Source organism: Mycobacterium sp. (assembly GCF_035314665.1).
Taxonomy (GTDB): domain Bacteria; phylum Actinomycetota; class Actinomycetes; order Mycobacteriales; family Mycobacteriaceae; genus Mycobacterium.
In genome coordinates this window covers 1-16,757 of sequence record NZ_DATFZD010000410.1, presented here as the reverse complement: position 1 = coordinate 16,757, position 16,757 = coordinate 1, and the positions used below count along the sequence as shown (strand labels likewise).

Here is a 16,757-nt window from a genome sequence, read left to right as displayed (position 1 = left end):
TCCCTACCGATGATGGTGTTATGGATCACATTACGTCACCCGATACTATCCAGCACACAGCGATGGCGTGAGCCAGGTCACGCTCGTTAAGCGGGAGGCAGCCAGCCATGCCGGCGCACAGCGGATTGGCCGATCGGGCAGCGGCGCTGCTGAGGCTGCATCAGCCGGGCAATCCGGTGATCCTGCCGACAGTGTGGGACGCCTGGTCCGCGCGATTGACCACCGACGCCGGTTTCGCCGCACTGACCGTGGGCAGTCATCCCGTCGCCGACTCGATCGGCAAACCCGACAACGAGGGCATGTCATTCGACGATCTGCTGAGCCGCGTCGTGCAGATCACCGCCGCGGTCGACGTCCCGGTCTCGGTGGACGTCGAGTCCGGTTACGGGCTGCCGGCGTCGCGGCTGATCGACGGGTTGCTCGCGGCGGGCGCGGTAGGGCTGAACATCGAAGACACGGTGCACAGTGAGGGCAAGCGACTGCGTTCGGCCGATGAGCATGCCGAACTGGTCGGTGCGCTGCGCGCCGCCGCCGACCAGGCGGGGGTCCATCTCGTGATCAACGCCCGCACTGACCTTTTCCTGCGCAAGGACGGTGACGATTCGGACCGCGTCGAGCGGGCGGTGGCGCGGTTGCAGAAGGCCGCCGCCGCGGGTGCCGATGTCCTCTATCCCGTGGGCCGCCATGATCCGGAGACGTTGCGGCGCTTGGCCACTGAGTTACCGCTTCCGGTCAACGCGATCGCATTACCCGATCAGGACGACCCCGCCTCATTCGGTCCACTGGGCGTGGGGCGGATCAGTTTCGGGCCGTTTCTACAGGCGGCCTTGGGATCCCGGGCCAAGGAGATCCTGACCCGCTGGGGCTAGTCGGACGACGGTTCGTTAAACGTGCCGAAGGAGGCATCATGACCGGTTTTCACCGTGAACAGCACGACATGACCCGCGTCGACATCGCCACCGGGATGGCGTTTGACGAGTTCGTGGCGAAATTGGAAGAAGCCGCGCCGCCGCTCGATCGGGCGGCGATGGAGCGGATCGCCGCGGCGGGCGGCAGCTGGAACGACATTCGGGCTGCCGTGGCCAAGAATGCGCCCAACGAGTTGATGGTCTACGCGAAGGTCGGCGGGACCGACTTGCTGAGCTTGGCCGGACATCGCACCCGGGCGATCGAGTATCTGATCGGCAATCATGTCATCGCTGAGACCATGTTTCGCCACGACCCGAAGGCACTGTTGTACGCGCCGCTTCGGATGCTGGTCTACAGCGATTCCGACGGCAACGCGGTCTTCACCATGGACCAGCCCAGCGCGGCATTCGGCAGCCTCGGCATCGCCGAAGTGACCAAAGTCGGTGAGGGGCTTGATCACAAGGTGGTCAACCTGCTTCGCGTCATCGGGATCGACGCTGAGCAGGCGTTCGCCTGATTAATCAGGCGAATCCGGTGGAGCCGTTGGGCCCCACCGGATTCGAGTGGGTTGGGGAGTTGGCAGGTTACTTGGTGATCTCGATGCGCTGCGCCTGAGTTCCGGCGTAAGCACCGGTGACCCGCACGGTCAGCACACCGGCGTCGTAGGACGCCGAGATGGCCTCGCCGGTGATATGCGCAGGCAGCCGGAACGACCGGCGGAACGAGCCGTAGCGGACCTCGCGCAGCGTGCGCCCGTCCTTCTGCTCGGCGTGCTCGTCGCGGCGCTCACCGTGGATGACCAGGCGGCCGTGGTCAACCTCAACGTTGACGTCCTTCTCGACGTCCACGCCGGGCAGCTCCAGGCGGACTACCGCGTCCTCGCCGTCCTTGACGATCTCGGCGGCGGGGCGCAACCCCTCGGCTACCGGCTTCAGCCAGTCGGTGGCAGGGGCGGGTCCAAAGAAATCGCGCATCCAGCGGTCGACATCCCACGCGGGTCGTGACCACAGGGTCAGGTTGCTCATTCGTATCTCCTCGTGCTTGGTGGTTGCCGACTCCTTAGCCGGCCTACAGATACAAACATGAGTCGACCACGCTTAAGTTCCACCTGCGCGTTCGCCCTGAGTGAACGATCAGACCAATGCCGCGTCGACGCTTTCATCGATCGCCAACCGATAACCGCGTTTGACTACGGTCGCAACAATCTTTCTGTCGCCCAATGCTTTTCGTAACCGCAGCACCGCCGTGTCGACGGCGTGGGGATCGCTGGCGCTCCCTGGCAGATTCCTCAGCAGTTCCCTGCGGGCGACGACGACGCCCGGACGGTGAGCCAATGCCCGCAGGATCGCCATCGCCGCCGGCGACACCGTGTGGACCGAGCCGTCGACCACCACATAGGAACCGCGGATCTCGATTCGATGGCCGGCCGCCTGCAATGTACGCGACCGCAGCTCGGGCAGCTCCTCGGCGATATGTCTGGCCAGTGCGGCCAGTCGCATTCGTTTTGGCGACGACGTCGGAATCCCCAGGCGCGCCAACGGCTGCGCGGTGACGGGGCCCACGCACATCGCCCGCACATCGGCGCGCAGCGCGCTGAGCAGCTTGTCGGAGATGCCGAGATCACCGGCCCGCATCAGCGTCGCAGCCACCGCCGGTGCCGAGGTGAAACTGACCGCGTCGAACTGGCGTTGGGCGACCTGCGTGACCAGCTGGTCGAACTCCCCGCCCACCGGTGCCGGCTTCCACCGGTACACCCGGATCGGGACGATCTCGGCGCCCGCGGCCCGCAGCTCGCCGAGGAATTCCGGAAACGGATCCCAGTCCTCGGTAGCACCGTGCAGCTGTACGGCGACCCGACAGCCCGCGATGCCGGACTGCCGCAGGTATTGCACGAGCTCGCGCGACGACTCGGTTGTCGGGGACCACTCCTCAGGCAGGCCGGCGGCGCGTAATGCGCCGGTGGCCTTCGCTCCACGGGCCACGATCCGAGCGCCGGACAACGCCGCGGTCAGCCGGCTGCCCAGTTGCCAGCCGTCGGCAGCGGCGATCCAGCCGCGAAATCCGATGCCCGTGGTCGCGACGACAATGTCGGGCGGACTGGCTATCAAAGCTTCTGTGTTGCGGCGTAATTCGTCATCGTCGGGCAACGCGACCATTCTGATCGCCGCCGCGCTGACAACGGTGGCCCCGTGGCGGCGCAGCAGCGCGCAGAGCTCGCCGGAGCGCCGCGCAGAGGTGACTGCCACCCGATAGCCGGCGAGTGACGGCGCGGCTGGGTGACCCATATGAAGTATGTATGCCAGCCAGATTGCGGCTGAATTACCGACCAATTGCTGACGCGTTGCTCGGCGCCGCTACCAGACGTCCCCATCACGCCAGTCACACGTCAACGCCGCCGCGGGGTCCAGGCTGATGCTGACCGGTAGGACGAACACCGAGCCGTCGTCATCGGGGGTTCTTGTCGTCCCGGTAGGCGCCAACACCGAGGTCGGCCCGCGCCACGGCAGCCAGCCGCGCAAGGTGTAGAGCCGCCTTCCGCGGTCCGAGGAGCTCAGTGCGCCGAGTTGATAGCCGCCGCGAATTACTTGCTCGCACGCATCCAGGATCGCGATCGCCAACCCTTGGCCGCGCCAATCTTCGCGCACGGCCACGGCTTCGACGTAGCCGCAACGCAGCGCGGCGCCGCGGTAGAGCAGGCGCCGCTGTACGACCGCTCCGTGCGCGATGATCGCGCCGTGATGCCAGATGAGAGCGTGCATCCCGCCCAGCGTGTGCTCCCAGTCGCTGTCGGTGAACTCACCGGCGAACGCGGTGGTGACCATCTCGTAGGCACGCTGCCGGGCCTCGCTTTCGAGGTCGGCGGTGTGAACCAGGCGAGCAGTGAGTACCTGGGTGCGCACACTGCTGGTTTACCAGCTGGACTAGCCCTCTGCCAGCTGAGTCACCGAACTTGCAGCGGAAGCGCGTATACCCCGCGGTCGCGACCAGTGCAGCCGCACATACTGCCCGGGCCGCACCTGGGCGACCTTGTCGACGTCTTCGTTGGCGAGCACACCGACCACCGGGTAACTACCGGTGACGGGGTGATCGGGACCGAGGATCACCGGTAAGCCGTTGGGCGGCACCTGGATCGCCCCGCGGGTGGCTCCCTCGCTGGGCAATTGACGACCCGGCGAGCGGTACAGCAGTGGGCGTCCCTCCAACCTCGTACCCACTCGGTCACTGCGATCGGAGGCCATCCAGATGGTGTGCACGAGGGCGTCGGGATCGACCAGCCAGTCGTCACGCGGCCCAGGCACTACCAGGAGTTCCACCAGATGCTCGGACATCGGTGCCACCGGAGCCTGCTCGAGTTCGGGATACTCGTCGGTGTGTTCGCCGACCGGGAGGACGTCACCGGGTAGTAGCGGCAACGGACCGATCGCTGACATCACGTCGTAGCTGCGAGAGCCCAGCACCGGTGTCACGTCGATGCCGCCGCGGACGGCGAGATAGCTCCGCAGCCCGGAGTATGGGGTGCCCAGCAAGATCACGTCACCGTCACGGACGTGCTGAATACTGTTGGTGCCGAACATGATCCCGTTGACGCTCGGGTCTGTGTCAGCGCCGGTCACTGCGATGTCGATATCGCCGCCGCGGACTCGGGCCGAGAATCCGCCGAAGGTCACTTCGATTGTGGCGCGGTCGTCGGGGTTAGCCACCAGCCGGTTGGCCAGCGTGTGCGAACGCCGGTCGGCCGCGCCCGACCGGGTGACGCCGACATGGGCAAGCCCGACGCGTCCGAGGTCCTCAACGAGGGCCAGCGGTCCGCTGCGCAAGATCTCCAGGGTTGTCATGGATCTCTCCTTTCGGGCTCCTGGCACGCCTGCCGCTATGTCGCTCGGAACTGGACCCACATGCCCGGCATCAGCAGCGCGGGATTCGGGCAGTCAATGTCCCATAGCACCGCGTCGGTGTGGCCGATCAGCTGCCATCCGCCGGGCGATCGACGCGGGTAGATTCCGCAGAATTCGCCGGCTAAGCCCACCGCACCGGCCGGAACGGATGGCCGCGGCTCCGACCGCCGTGGTACGGCCAGCCGCGGGTCGCCGCCGACCAAATACGCGAAACCCGGGGCGAAGCCGCCGAATCCGACTTGCCAGGGTGTAGCCGTGTGGGCGTTGATGACCTGCGCGGTGGTCAACCCCGTTCGGTCGGCCACCTCGGCGAGATCGGCACCGTCGTACACCACGTCGATCACCGTGCACTCATCCGGTGGAGCGGTCGCCACCGCGTCCGGAGGTACCCGCAACGTGCGCAGTCGACGGCGGATGACTCTCTGATGACGGGGGCCGTCGAGTTTCAGCAGCACCGTCTGGGAGGCCGGGACGATGTCGAGCACACCCGGCAGCGCTGCCTCACGCAGCGCAGCCGTCCACGCCAATACGTCAGCGGTGCTGTCGAACTGCAGCAGCAGCGCCTGATCGCCGTAGTCGAGAACGGTGTGGGCCACGTCCAGATCCATCGCGACGCTCATTACTCGACAGTAACCCGTTGGCGGGGAGGCGAAACGAGATTTTCGAGCACTGCCAGAGCTGCCTTAACCAACGCTCAGACGGCCGGCGCTCGGCCGGGCCTAATGCAGGATATCGGCGATCAGCGCAGGCAGCTGATCGGCCACCAGCGGGAAGCTCAGGGCGAGGTGAAGGCGATCGCCCCGGCCTGGTCCTTGGTGTGCGTGTGCCGGCTGGCGGTTTGCGTGATGAGCAGGCCACTGAGATCCCCGCCGCGAGCAGGCCCGCGGCCCCGGCGGCGCGCAACAATCCACGCCGACTCGATTGCTCCTGCACTGCGGAAGGCCTCACGTCAGCGGCATGCCGGCGTCGACGAAGTCCAGGGCGCGGTAGACCGTGCCGACCCCGCCCGGAGCGCGATCGAAAGCGGCCATCATGGCGCGGGTCAGGAACCCGGACTTCGAAATCGTTTGGTTCACAGCCGATTCAGCGGGACCGGAAGAAGGTGCTCGGCGACACCTCGGCGACATCGGCGAGCAGACCGGGCGGTGGTGGTGGCATAGCCGTTCTCGGTTCTCGTCGATCAGCCGGAATGCTTCCCGCCTGATGGCCTGGCGGTGCATGAAGCGATTCTGTCGCACGCGCTGCCGGGCGTGAGCGCGACGGACATGAAGGCGTACACAGTGGATTCAGCGACGCCCGTATCCGCCGCCGCCGGGGGTGTGGATCTCCAGGACGTCGCCGGGGTTCAGTTCGGCCGAGTCGCAGCCGGCGAGTTCGATGACGCTGCCGTCCACGCGGCGGACCAGGTTGCGGCCCAGCGCACCGGGCGCTCCCCCGGCCATCCCGTACGGGGGGACGCGTCGGTGCTGCGACAGCATGCTGACCGCCATAGGTTCCCTGAACCCCAGCCGCCGCACCGCGCCGTCCCCACCGCGCCACCGCCCGTTCCCGCCGCTGCCGCGGCGGATCGCAAAGCTGTCGACTAGCACCGGGAACCGCCACTCCAGAACCTCGGGGTCGGTCAACCGGGAGTTGGTCATGTGGGTCTGGACCACCGCCGCCCCGTCATAACCCGGACCCGCGCCGGATCCGGAGGCGACGGTCTCGTAGTACTGGTTGCGCTCGTTACCGAACGTCACGTTGTTCATCGTCCCCGAGCCCTCGGCCTGGACCCCGAGCGCTGCGTAAAGGGCACCGGTGATGGACTGCGACGTCTCCACGTTGCCGGCGACGACTGCCGCCGGGTAAACCGGCGCGAGCATGCAGCCCGGCGGGATGAACACCCGCAAGGGTTTGAGACAGCCGTCGTTGAGTGGGATGTCGTCGTCGACCAGGGTCCGAAACACGTACAGCACCGCGGCCATCACCACCGACGTCGGTGCGTTGAAGTTGGTGTCCAGCTGCGGGGTGGTCCCGGTGAAGTCGATTGTGGCCGTACGCTTCTCCCGGTCTACCGAGACACGGACCCTGATGATCGCACCACTGTCCATCTCGTACGTGTATTCGCCGTCCCCCAGGACTGCGATGACACGCCGTACCGCCTCCTCGGCATTGTCCTGGACGTGGCGCATGTAGGCCTGCACCACCTCCAGCCCGAAGTGGTCGATCATCTTGCGGACCTCCTCGACGCCCTTCTCGGTGGCGGCGATCTGGGCGCGCAGGTCCGCCAGGTTGGTTTCCGGGTTGCGGGAGGGGTAGGACGCCCCAGTGAGGAGGTGCCGTGTCTCTGCCTCCCGGAAGCGGCCATGCTCCACCAGCAGCCAGTTGTCGAACAGCACGCCCTCCTCGTGCACCTCCCGGCTGTGCGCCGGCATCGAACCGGGACTCACCCCGCCGATCTCGGCGTGGTGGCCACGGGCGGCGACGAAAAACAGCAGCCGCTCGCCGCCACCGAAGACCGGCGTAATGACGGTGACATCGGGCAGGTGGGTGCCACCGTGATACGGGTCATTGATCGCGTAGACATTGCCAGGCTTTATCCGGCCAGTATTGCGGCCGATGATCTCCTTAACGGCCGCTCCCATCGAACCCAGGTGCACCGGGATGTGCGGCGCGTTCGCGATGAGGTTGCCCTCTGGGTCGAACAGCGCGCAGGAGAAGTCAAGCCGCTCCTTGATGTTGACCGACTGGGCCGTGGCCTCCAGCCGCACCCCCATCTGCTCGGCGATCGACATGAACAGGTTATTGAAGATCTCCAGCATCACCGGGTCGGACTCGGTGCCGACCTCGTCCGTGCCGGTGCGGGCACGCACGCGCTCCAGCAGCAGATGCCCCAGCGCCGTCACCTGAGCACGCCAGCCGTCATCGACCACCGTCGTCGCATTGGCCTCGGCGATGATGGCCGGCCCGGTGACCGTCTCGCCGAGGCCGAGCCGCTCGCGCCGGAACAGCGGAACCCGGCGCCAGACCCGCTGGGTATACATCCGGACCGTGTCGATGTGTCCTGACGTCGAGCCGTCCGGACCGGACGGGTCCTGCAGGGCGCTTAGGTCAGGCTGTTCGGTTAGGCCCACGGCCTCCACAGAGATGGCCTCCACGATGAGAGGACGGTGCATAAGGAAGGAGTAGGTACGCCGGTAGCTGGCCTCGAACTCGGCGGCCATGGTCTCCAGGTCGTCCAGGCCCACCTGGACCGCGGTGTCGGTGCCGTCGTAGCGCAGGTATGCCCGGCGGGTCACGCGGATCCGCTCGCCGGGCACATCCTCTTCCAGCAGACGGGCGCGCGTGACTGAGTCCAGGGCATCGATCACCCCGCGCACGCGCTCCATCGCCTCCGGCGAAAGGAGGCACTCCACCGACTGCTCACGCATCGCGGTTGTGTCGGCCAGCCCGATGCCCAACGCGGACAGCACACCCGCCATAGGCGGGATCAGGACCGTGGCCATGCCCAGGGAATCAGCGACCGCGCAGGCGTGCTGGCCGCCGGCGCCGCCGAACGTGGTTAACACGTACTCGGTGACGTCCCGGCCTTTCTCCACCGTGATGCGCTTGACCGCATTGGCCATGCTGGCGACCGCGATCTGCAGGTAGCCCTGGGCGACCTGCTCAAGGGTACGGTCGTCGCCGGTCTGCGCGGTGATCTCGCGTGCCAGCTCGGCGAAACGCTGCCGTACGATCTCGACATCCAGCGGCTCGTCGCCGTCGGGACCGAAGACGGCGGGGAAATGATCGGGCTGGATGCGACCAAGCATGACGTTGGCGTCGGTGACGGTCAGCGGCCCACCACCGCGGTAGCAGGCCGGGCCGGGATCGGCGCCAGCCGAGTCCGGACCCACCCGGTAACGCGTGCCGTCGAAGTGCAGGATCGACCCGCCGCCAGCGGCAATGGTGTGGATGTCGAGCATCGGGGCGCGCAGCCGCACCCCCGCGACCTGGGTGTTGAACACCCGTTCGTACTCCCCGGCGTAGTGCGACACGTCCGTCGAGGTGCCACCCATATCAAAGCCGATCACCTTGTCGAACCCGGCCAAGGCCGACATGCGAACCATGCCGACGATGCCGCCGGCCGGACCGGAAAGTATCGCGTCCTTGCCGCGGAAGTGACCGGCCTCGGCCAGACCACCGTTGGACTGCATGAACATCAGGCGCACCCCCGGCAGCTCAGCGGCCACCCGCTCGATGTAGCGGCGCAGGATCGGCGAGAGGTAGGCGTCGACGACGGTGGTATCCCCCCGGGAGACCAGCTTCATCAGCGGACTGACCTCCGCCGACAGCGAGATCTGTGGAAACCCGATCTGCTCGACGACCTCGCCGATGGCCTGCTCGTGGGCCGGGTGCAGGTGGCTGTGCAGACACACGACGGCCACGGCGCGGATCCCGTCGTCGTACGCCGTCTGCAACTGGTCGGCCAGCCGGTCCAGGTCCGGAGCCCGCAGCACCGTGCCGTCGGCCGTGATCCGTTCATCGACTTCGATGACCCGTTGGTAGAGGAGTTCCGGCAGGATGATGTTCCGGCTGAAGATGTGCGGCCGGTTCTGGTAGCCGATCCGCAGCGCGTCCCCGAAACCCCGGGTGATGACCAGCACCGTGTGCGCGCCCTTGCGCTCCAGCAGCGCGTTGGTCGCCACCGTGGTGCCCATCCGCACCGCCTCGATCCGCTCGGCCGGAATCGGATCATCCGGCGCGAGACCAAGCAGTGCGCGGATCCCCACCACCGCGGCGTCGGCGTAGCGCGACGGGTTGTCCGAAAGCAGCTTGTGCGTCACCAGATGCCCGTCCGGCCGACGGGCGACGATGTCGGTGAACGTGCCACCACGGTCGATCCAAAACTGCCACCTCCCGGCCACCCGGTGCTCCTCATCGTCTAGTAGGGATGGGTTGCCGGTCACGGTGACTCCTGTTCCTGCCGGGGTCTGCTACCAGGTGATGTGTGGCTTGTCGGTTGTCCCGACGCTCGGTGTCTTAGGAGACGGCGGCGCGCCTGGCGGCAGATCACGTGACCCGGACTCACCCGGGTGCTGCATAGCCAGTCAGCAACGCGCCGTGTTCGATTACCGAAGCGGCGTGCGCGACACCGCGCTCGTAGTAACGCGCGGCCAGCGTGGCCTCGCATGCACTCGCAACATCGACCGCGTTCGCACCAGACAACAAGTCTCGATACAGCTCTCGCCGCAGCTCCGCGATCTTGGCCTGCCGATCGCTTTCGGCCCAGCCGGAAGGGAAAGCCATGACCTCGGCTGCCTGAGCGACCGCGTCGAGGCACGCGTCCTCCATCTTGCGGAGGACGGCCGACACCTCGGTCGGGAACGCTGGTCGCGAACACCGGTCGACTGCGATATCGCCCAGCTGCCGCGCGAGCGCGCCCAGCGCTTCGACCTCGGCGTTGACGTGCACCGCCGCGATCACCATCGGCAGTTGGCCCGTCCCCAGGCGGCCGCGAGCCGCCAAAACCGTTGCGGCATGGTCTTCTAATGCGTGGTCCAGCGCGTGCAGCGCGCGACCGCACGCCGCCATGCTCTCCTGCAGCGGCGGATCCTGCTGCAGCAGGCCAGCCGTCGCGTGCTCCAGTGCAGCTCCAGCGAGTCGGACCATCTCGCTGACCCCGCTGGTACATGCGTCCAGTTCCTGCTGAGGGGTAGCATTCATGGCGGAACTCCTATTCTGGCAACCTGCACGCCAACACTGGTGCACTGACCAGGACGTGTCAAAGGGCAGGCGCTGGCGGGCGTCACCATCGCTCAGGGCGATTATCTGTGGCGCTTGCCGTCGTTTAGGACCTCGTACTACCCCCAACTCTTCGGCCACGGACTGTAGTCGGCGATCAAGTCCTCTGGCGGCGGGCGGCCACGCTCAGATCCATTGCCACACTCATTACTCGACAGTAACCCCTTGGCGGGCTGGTGAAACCAGGTTTTCGAGCACTGCCAGAGCTGCCTTAGTCAACGCTCAGCCTGCCGGTCCTAGTGCAGGATGTTGGCGATCAGCGCGGGCAGCTGATCGGCCACCATCGGGTAGCTCAGCGGCGACGCGAACGCGATCGCGCCGGCCTGGTCCTTGGTGGTGAACACGCTGCGCGCCCGCAGCGCGGCCACGTCGGGGTTCGCCAGCAGCCCCGCTTGGTCGCCGTCGTTTTCGGTCGTCCAGATCAGGAGGTCGGCGGCGCCCAGGGCCGCCGCGATCTTGTCCCGCGGAATGAACGCACGCTGCGGATCGACGGCGAACGGCTTGATGCTGTCGGCGATGGTCAGACCCATCTGGGTGAGAAATTCGGTGCGCCAACCGGTTGTCGCGACCACGTTGTCTTGATGCATCGTGCCCTGCAGCAGCAGCACGTTCTTGTTTTTGAACTGTGGATATTTATTCGCGACGGCGGCAAAACCCTGGTCGACACCGTTGATCAGTGACTTCATCTGGTCGAGGTGAAAAACCGCCTGGCCGATCGTAGTCGCCTGGTCCTTCCACGGCTCGAAGAATGCGTAGCCGTCGGACTGTGCAACCGTGGGGGCGAGCGCGGCCAGTTTCTGGTAGGTGTCCTGGTCGACACCGGCGTCGGTGGCGACGATCAGGTCGGGTTTCAGACCGGCGATCTTGGCAACCTGGATTCCGTTGTCAAGGTTCAAGACAACGGGTTTGGCGTTGCCGAGTTTGGGTTGGGCCCACGGCCACACCGCGAACGGCTGGTCGCCGAACCAGTTCGTTACCGCGATCGGCACGACGCCGAGGGCCAGCAGGTCGTCCTGCCCGGTGAAGCCGGCGCTGACGATCCGCTTGGGCGGCTCGGGGACCGTCGTCTCACCGAAAACGTGCGTGATGGTGACCGACCCGGCGGCGCCGCCAGCGCCGGCGGGCGCCGGCTTGTGCGACGAGCAGGCCGCGGGAGCCCCGACCGCGAGCAGTCCCGCAGCCGCGCCGGCGCGCAGAAAACCGCGCCGACTCCATCGCTGCTCTGCCATCGCGTGAGCCTAACCCGTTCGCTCAGGTCAGCGGCATGCCGGCGTCGACGAAGTCGAGCGCGCGGATGACGGTGTCGGTCGCCCGCGGACCGGGCTCGTAAACCGCCATCATCGCGCCGGCGAGGGCGCCGGCGAATACCCGCAGTTCGAAATCGCTTGGGTCACGGCCGATTCGGCGGCCGAGCGCCTCGGCGAAGGTGGTGATGGTGCGGTAGTACTCGTCGTACATGGCCGCCTTGAGTTCGGGTATCGAGAACATCAGCCGTTGCCGGATGTCCTCGAACTCCCGTTGGTCCTCTGACATGTTGGCCATAGCGGCCTGGTAGGCGCGCCGGACTGCCTGACTTGGCGAGAGGTCGGGCGGCTGCGCATCCAGGGCATCCAGGATCACCGGGTCCAGGTCGTCGGCGAGCAACACGGATTCTTTGGTCGGGAAATACCGGAAAAACGTGCTCGGCGATACCTCGGCGGCCTCCGCGATCTGCTCGACGGTGGTGGCGGCGTAACCGTTCTCTTCGATCAGCCGAAACGCCTCCCGCCTGATGGTCTGGCGGGTCCTGATCTTCTTGCGCTCCCGCAGACCGGGGGTTTGATCTATCGCCTGCATGACGTAATTGTCGCTCAACGCGTCGGCCATGGGCTGTAGTCGGCGATCAGCTCCTCCTGCGGCGGCCGCTGGTCGTCGGGCACGTGCTGCAGGTTGATCCGGATCCGGTACCAGATCGAACTCGGTCCGCGCATCCCATCGACCAGCACGTCGGCGGGTTCCAGGCGATCCGCCGCGGCGGGGTAGCGCGCTCGCCAGGTGTCCAGGGCGGCCAGCGCCTCGTCCTTGGTCTTGGTGCGGGCGATCTCGATGAGCGGCATCGCGGACTGGCGGCGGCCCGTCCCATCGCCGCGGCGCGCCCCTTTCGGCGCCTTCTCGGCGGGGCCGAGTTCCTCGGCCAGCGTGAGCAGACCGTCGATGCCGGCCGCGGTGTCGTTCATCCCCGCCCACGGATCGCCGATGTCGGCGAACCGCGCCGGCACCGTCGCCACGGTGAACGCGGCCGGGTCGCAGCCGGCGACCTCATCCCAGTGCAGTGGCGTCGACACCCGCGCATCCGGCGTCGCCCGCACCGAATACGCCGATGCGACGGTACGGTCTTTGGCGTTCTGGTTGAAGTCGACGAAGACACCCTGGCGTTCTTCTTTCCACCAGCGGCTGGTCGCCAGGTCGGGGGCGCGCCGCTCGACTTCGCGCGCCACCGTTTGCGCGGCCAGCCGCACCTGCCGAAACGACCAGCCCGGCAGGATGCGCGCATAGATATGGAAGCCGCGCGACCCCGACGTCTTCGGCCAGGCGGTCAGCCCGTGATCCTCCAGCACCTCGCGAGCCACCAGTGCGACGTCGAGGATCTGCCGCCACGCGACCCCGGGCATGGGGTCCAGATCGACGCGTAACTCGTCGGGGTGGTCGAGATCGTCTGCGAGCACCGGATGCGGGTTGAGGTCAACACAGCCCAGGTTGATCGCCCAGGCCAGCCCGGCGGCGTCATGGATGACGGCCTCGGCGGCCGAGGTTCCGGATGCGTAGCGCAATTCTGCGACGTCCACCCATTCGGGCCGTTTCGCCGGCGCACGCTTCTGGAAGATTGCCTCCTCTCCGATGCCCTTGACGAAGCGTTTCAGGATCATCGGCCGTCCGGCCACCCCCAGCAGCGCGCCATCCGCGACGGCCAGGTAGTAGCGGATCAGGTCCAGTTTGGTTAGGCCGCCATGCCCGCTGTCAGCACCGTGACCGGGAAAGATCACCTTGTCCGGATGGGTCACCTCGACCTGGCGTCCGCCCACGTCCAGTGACACCGGCCCCATGGGTTGATGGTAATTCCGGGCAGGTTTCCCCCTCGCGGTGCGACGTGGGTCACATAGGGTGAAGCCATGCCTAATCTCATCGATCTGCCTGGGCAGGCGGCAGCCAAAGTTCTGCAGTATGCCGAGCGTGGGGCCAACGAACTGCATTACCTCCGCAAGATCATCGAGTCGGGCGCGTTTCGGTTGGAGCCCCCGCAGAACTACGCGGCGCTGGCCGCCGACATCGTCAGGTGGGGCGAGTTCGGCATGCTGCCGTCGCTCAACGCCAGGCGCACTCCCAACCGCGCGGCACTCATCGACGAAGAGGGCGAGCTGACCTACAAGGAACTCGACGAGGCCGCCAACGCGGTGGCCCACGGCCTACTGGCCAAGGGCGTACGCGGTGGCGACGGGGTGGCGATCCTGGCGCGCAACCATCGCTGGTTCGTCATCGCGAATTACGGGTGTGCGCGGGTCGGCGCCCGCATCATCCTGCTCAACAGCGAGTTCTCCGGCCCCCAAATCAAGGAGGTCGCCGAACGCGAGGGCGCCAAGCTGATCATTCACGATGACGAATACACCAAGGCGGTCAGCAAGGCCGATCCGCCGCTGGGCAAACTGCGGGCGCTGGGCATCAACCCCGACGCCACTGATTCGTCGGCCTCCGCCTCCGGCGAAGAGCCTCCGGTGAGCACCGACGAGACACTGGCCGACTTGGTCGCCCGCAACAGCAAATCACCGGCACCTAGGGCCACCAAGCACGCCTCGATCATCATCCTGACCAGTGGCACCACCGGCACCCCGAAGGGCGCGAACCGGAGTACCCCCCCGACGCTGGCGCCGATCGGCGGAATCCTGTCGCACGTCCCGTTCAAGGCCGGTGAGGTGACCTCGTTGCCGTCGCCGATGTTTCACGCGCTGGGCTATCTGCATGCCACCATCGCGATGTTCCTCGGCTCGACGCTGGTGCTGCGCCGCCGGTTCAAGCCGGCGTTGGTGCTGGAAGACATCGAGAAGCACAAGGCCACCGCAATGGTCGTCGTCCCAGTCATGCTTTCGCGCATTCTCGCCGCGCTGGAAGAGATGGAGAAGAAGCCCGACCTGTCCAGCCTGCGGATCGTCTTCGTGTCCGGCTCGGCACTCGGATCCGACCTGGCCGAACGGGCGCTCGACGACCTCGGGCCGGTGATCTACAACATGTACGGCTCGACCGAGGTGTCGTTCGCCACCATCGCCGAGCCCAAGCACCTGCAACGTAATTCGTCGACCGTTGGGCCGGTCGTCAAGGGTGTGAAGGTCAGGATCTACGACGACAACGGCAACGTGTTGCCGCAGGGCGAGGTTGGACGGATCTTCGTCGGCACCAGCTTCCCGTTCGAGGGCTACACCGGCGGCGGTTCCAAGCAGATCATCGACGGGCTGTTGTCGTCGGGCGACGTCGGATACTTCGACGAACACGGCCTGCTTTTTGTGAGCGGCCGCGACGACGAGATGATCGTGTCGGGAGGCGAGAACGTCTTCCCGGCCGAGGTCGAGGACCTGATCACCGGGCATCCCGACGTGGTGGAGGCCACCGCGATCGGCGTCGAGGACAAGGAGTGGGGTCACCGGCTGCGTGCCTTCGTGGTGAAAAAGCAGGACGCCAGCCTCGACGAGGACACCGTCAAGCACTACGTGCGCGACCACCTGGCGCGTTACAAGGTGCCGCGCGAGGTGGTCTTCCTCGACGAATTGCCGCGCAACCCGACCGGCAAGATCCTCAAAGGCGAGCTGCGCGACCTCGAAGTCGACTAGCCGACTAGCTCAGCCGTCGAACCCGGTTGTGCCGTCGAGCTGTTCGCGCAGGATGTCGAGTTGCCCGGTGTGGCGGGCGGTTTCCTCGATCATGTGCACGTAGATCCAGCGCAGCGATACCGTCGTCCCGAGGCGGCGATGTGGCAGGACGTGCTCGAGCGGATACCGTGCCGCGATCCGCCGGGACTCTTCGCACTGGGCCTGATACTCGGTGATCAATCTCGGCAGTGACTCGTCCGCGAGGATTTCGAATTCCCAGGAGCGTTCGTGCGGACGACGGTTGTCGTCGCTGCGTCCCTGCAAAAACTGATCGAACCAGCCGTACTCCGCCCAACGCAGGTGTTTGACGAGCCCGCTCACGGTTGTCGACGACGTGACGAGCCGGCGCCGGGCATCGGTATCGGACAGACCGGAAACCTTGCGCACCACAATGTCTCGATAGTCATCCAGGAACGACTCCAACGTGGTGCGCTCATCGACTACGCCATGCTCGCGACGATTAGGACGCTGCGCTTCTGCCATGACGGCGAAGCTAGCAGGATTAGCGCCGTTCCCGGATACTGCGGGTCACCTCGGCGGAAAGCTTGGCATCGGACAGCAGCAGCTCGATCAGCGCGGAAATTACCTCTTGTCCGGTGACGCGGGCGAGTCCGAGGCGGTCGGCGGCTTCTCGCTGCCAGATGTCGAGGGCTCGGTGTGTGGCGGGGGTCAGATCGACGGTCCGTCGCGTTCGTTGGCCGCGGGATGGTTGGTCGAGTTTCTGCCGGACGTTGGCCTGCCGGATGTTGGTGAGGCGTTCGGTGGGCGCCGCCGCGTCCGCGCGCCTGGGTGGCGTGGCTCGAAACGATGGTCCGCTGGGTTCCATGCGACTGAGTGACCTTCTTATCGGCGTGAGTTTTCAGTAGATCAGGACTTAAGTATGTCCGTCAAAGCGGAGTCACGCAGCGCTGCCCGGGCGTACGGCGTGTCCGCAGCGCATATGCCGTGGTCAGGAAAGCGGCCCGGCTCGTCCGGGCGGCTTGGGCTGTAGGGACGATCCAGGCAATTTATACCCTTACGATTACCGATCATTGCTGCTTGCAGACAGACTTAAATCATAGAGCGCTATAAATCGCCATTCAAATTGTTCGCTATCGCGCGGGCAATCCAAAGATACAAATAAACCATTGTGCGCATTTTACTGACATTTGTCCGCAAGTAAGGAAGCACGGAGATACGGAGATCAGTAAACCAGTATATGCCGGTTTAGCTGGCTTTATGGGCACATCCGTAGTTACTGAAACCAGTATCGCCGGATATCAGGAGGTCATGGCTGCGGTAACGTATGAATTAG

At 66.1% G+C, this 16,757-nt stretch carries 15 protein-coding genes and 1 pseudogene; 3 read left to right on the top strand and 13 right to left on the bottom strand.

What is annotated here, in order from left to right:
• Positions 1 to 107 precede the first annotated feature (107 nt).
• Entirely contained in the window at positions 108 to 869 is a 762-nt protein-coding gene (locus tag VKI00_RS29155; protein ID WP_324444426.1) for an isocitrate lyase/phosphoenolpyruvate mutase family protein, read from the top strand.
• Between the two features lie 38 nt (positions 870 to 907).
• Positions 908 to 1,426: a DUF302 domain-containing protein gene (locus VKI00_RS29150; RefSeq protein ID WP_324444424.1), complete on the top strand. Its 519-nt coding sequence runs from the start codon at positions 908 to 910 to the stop codon at positions 1,424 to 1,426.
• Positions 1,427 to 1,493: 67 nt separating this feature from the next.
• Here VKI00_RS29150 and VKI00_RS29145 read toward each other — a convergent pair whose 3' ends face one another.
• The 11 genes and pseudogenes from VKI00_RS29145 to VKI00_RS29095 form a co-directional block, all read right to left on the bottom strand.
• Positions 1,494 to 1,934 (bottom strand): Hsp20/alpha crystallin family protein, encoded by a 441-nt coding sequence (locus VKI00_RS29145; RefSeq protein WP_324444422.1) that lies wholly within the window; start codon positions 1,932 to 1,934, stop codon positions 1,494 to 1,496.
• A 108-nt stretch (positions 1,935 to 2,042) separates the two neighbouring features.
• On the bottom strand, positions 2,043 to 3,194 hold the full coding sequence (locus tag VKI00_RS29140) for a uroporphyrinogen-III synthase (RefSeq protein WP_324444420.1): 1,152 nt from the start codon (positions 3,192 to 3,194) through the stop codon (positions 2,043 to 2,045).
• A gap of 69 nt (positions 3,195 to 3,263) precedes the next feature.
• On the bottom strand, positions 3,264 to 3,809 hold the full coding sequence (locus tag VKI00_RS29135; RefSeq protein ID WP_324444418.1) for a GNAT family N-acetyltransferase: 546 nt from the start codon (positions 3,807 to 3,809) through the stop codon (positions 3,264 to 3,266).
• A 21-nt stretch (positions 3,810 to 3,830) separates the two neighbouring features.
• Positions 3,831 to 4,745, bottom strand: a complete 915-nt coding sequence (locus VKI00_RS29130) for a 5-oxoprolinase/urea amidolyase family protein (protein ID WP_324444416.1) — start codon at positions 4,743 to 4,745, stop codon at positions 3,831 to 3,833.
• A 35-nt stretch (positions 4,746 to 4,780) separates the two neighbouring features.
• Entirely contained in the window at positions 4,781 to 5,425 is a 645-nt protein-coding gene (locus VKI00_RS29125; protein ID WP_324444414.1) for an allophanate hydrolase subunit 1, read from the bottom strand.
• A 324-nt stretch (positions 5,426 to 5,749) separates the two neighbouring features.
• Positions 5,750 to 5,860: pseudogene (locus tag VKI00_RS29120) on the bottom strand (TetR family transcriptional regulator); the annotation flags it as partial.
• Between the two features lie 231 nt (positions 5,861 to 6,091).
• A complete protein-coding gene (locus VKI00_RS29115; RefSeq protein ID WP_324444498.1) occupies positions 6,092 to 9,691 on the bottom strand; it encodes a hydantoinase B/oxoprolinase family protein in 3,600 nt (1,199 codons plus the stop codon).
• 160 nt (positions 9,692 to 9,851) lie between these two features.
• Positions 9,852 to 10,490 (bottom strand): hypothetical protein, encoded by a 639-nt coding sequence (locus VKI00_RS29110; protein ID WP_324444410.1) that lies wholly within the window; start codon positions 10,488 to 10,490, stop codon positions 9,852 to 9,854.
• Between the two features lie 314 nt (positions 10,491 to 10,804).
• The gene (locus VKI00_RS29105; protein WP_324444408.1) at positions 10,805 to 11,797 is read right to left on the bottom strand and encodes an ABC transporter substrate-binding protein; all 993 of its coding nucleotides are present in this window, start codon (positions 11,795 to 11,797) and stop codon (positions 10,805 to 10,807) included.
• Between the two features lie 22 nt (positions 11,798 to 11,819).
• Complete coding sequence (locus VKI00_RS29100) at positions 11,820 to 12,434, bottom strand: TetR family transcriptional regulator (RefSeq protein WP_414687327.1); 615 nt, start codon at positions 12,432 to 12,434, stop codon at positions 11,820 to 11,822.
• On the bottom strand, positions 12,419 to 13,651 hold the full coding sequence (locus VKI00_RS29095) for a DNA polymerase domain-containing protein (protein WP_324444406.1): 1,233 nt from the start codon (positions 13,649 to 13,651) through the stop codon (positions 12,419 to 12,421). Before VKI00_RS29095 ends, VKI00_RS29100 begins: the two co-directional genes overlap by 16 nt.
• A 66-nt stretch (positions 13,652 to 13,717) precedes the next feature.
• On the opposite strand from VKI00_RS29095, the gene fadD2 reads away from it, so the two are divergent.
• Positions 13,718 to 15,424: a long-chain-fatty-acid--CoA ligase FadD2 gene (gene fadD2 / locus VKI00_RS29090; RefSeq protein WP_324444405.1), complete on the top strand. Its 1,707-nt coding sequence runs from the start codon at positions 13,718 to 13,720 to the stop codon at positions 15,422 to 15,424.
• A gap of 9 nt (positions 15,425 to 15,433) precedes the next feature.
• Here fadD2 and VKI00_RS29085 read toward each other — a convergent pair whose 3' ends face one another.
• Together VKI00_RS29085 and VKI00_RS29080 are read right to left on the bottom strand one after the other, a co-directional pair.
• A complete protein-coding gene (locus VKI00_RS29085; RefSeq protein ID WP_324444403.1) occupies positions 15,434 to 15,946 on the bottom strand; it encodes a DinB family protein in 513 nt (170 codons plus the stop codon).
• Positions 15,947 to 15,965: 19 nt separating this feature from the next.
• Entirely contained in the window at positions 15,966 to 16,289 is a 324-nt protein-coding gene (locus VKI00_RS29080) for a hypothetical protein (protein WP_324444401.1), read from the bottom strand.
• Between the last annotated feature and the right edge of the window lie 468 nt (positions 16,290 to 16,757).

Coding starts and splice junctions, on each gene's coding strand:
- VKI00_RS29105 (WP_324444408.1), bottom strand. CDS start 11,797: ATGGCAGAGCAGCGATGGAGTCGGCGCGGTTTTCTGCGCGCCGGCGCG.
- VKI00_RS29110 (WP_324444410.1), bottom strand. CDS start 10,490: ATGAATGCTACCCCTCAGCAGGAACTGGACGCATGTACCAGCGGGGTC.
- VKI00_RS29130 (WP_324444416.1), bottom strand. CDS start 4,745: ATGACAACCCTGGAGATCTTGCGCAGCGGACCGCTGGCCCTCGTTGAG.
- VKI00_RS29125 (WP_324444414.1), bottom strand. CDS start 5,425: ATGAGCGTCGCGATGGATCTGGACGTGGCCCACACCGTTCTCGACTAC.
- VKI00_RS29095 (WP_324444406.1), bottom strand. CDS start 13,651: ATGGGGCCGGTGTCACTGGACGTGGGCGGACGCCAGGTCGAGGTGACC.
- fadD2 (WP_324444405.1), top strand. CDS start 13,718: ATGCCTAATCTCATCGATCTGCCTGGGCAGGCGGCAGCCAAAGTTCTG.
- VKI00_RS29080 (WP_324444401.1), bottom strand. CDS start 16,289: ATGGAACCCAGCGGACCATCGTTTCGAGCCACGCCACCCAGGCGCGCG.
- VKI00_RS29150 (WP_324444424.1), top strand. CDS start 908: ATGACCGGTTTTCACCGTGAACAGCACGACATGACCCGCGTCGACATC.
- VKI00_RS29155 (WP_324444426.1), top strand. CDS start 108: ATGCCGGCGCACAGCGGATTGGCCGATCGGGCAGCGGCGCTGCTGAGG.
- VKI00_RS29100 (WP_414687327.1), bottom strand. CDS start 12,434: ATGGCCGACGCGTTGAGCGACAATTACGTCATGCAGGCGATAGATCAA.
- VKI00_RS29145 (WP_324444422.1), bottom strand. CDS start 1,934: ATGAGCAACCTGACCCTGTGGTCACGACCCGCGTGGGATGTCGACCGC.
- VKI00_RS29085 (WP_324444403.1), bottom strand. CDS start 15,946: ATGGCAGAAGCGCAGCGTCCTAATCGTCGCGAGCATGGCGTAGTCGAT.
- VKI00_RS29140 (WP_324444420.1), bottom strand. CDS start 3,194: ATGGGTCACCCAGCCGCGCCGTCACTCGCCGGCTATCGGGTGGCAGTC.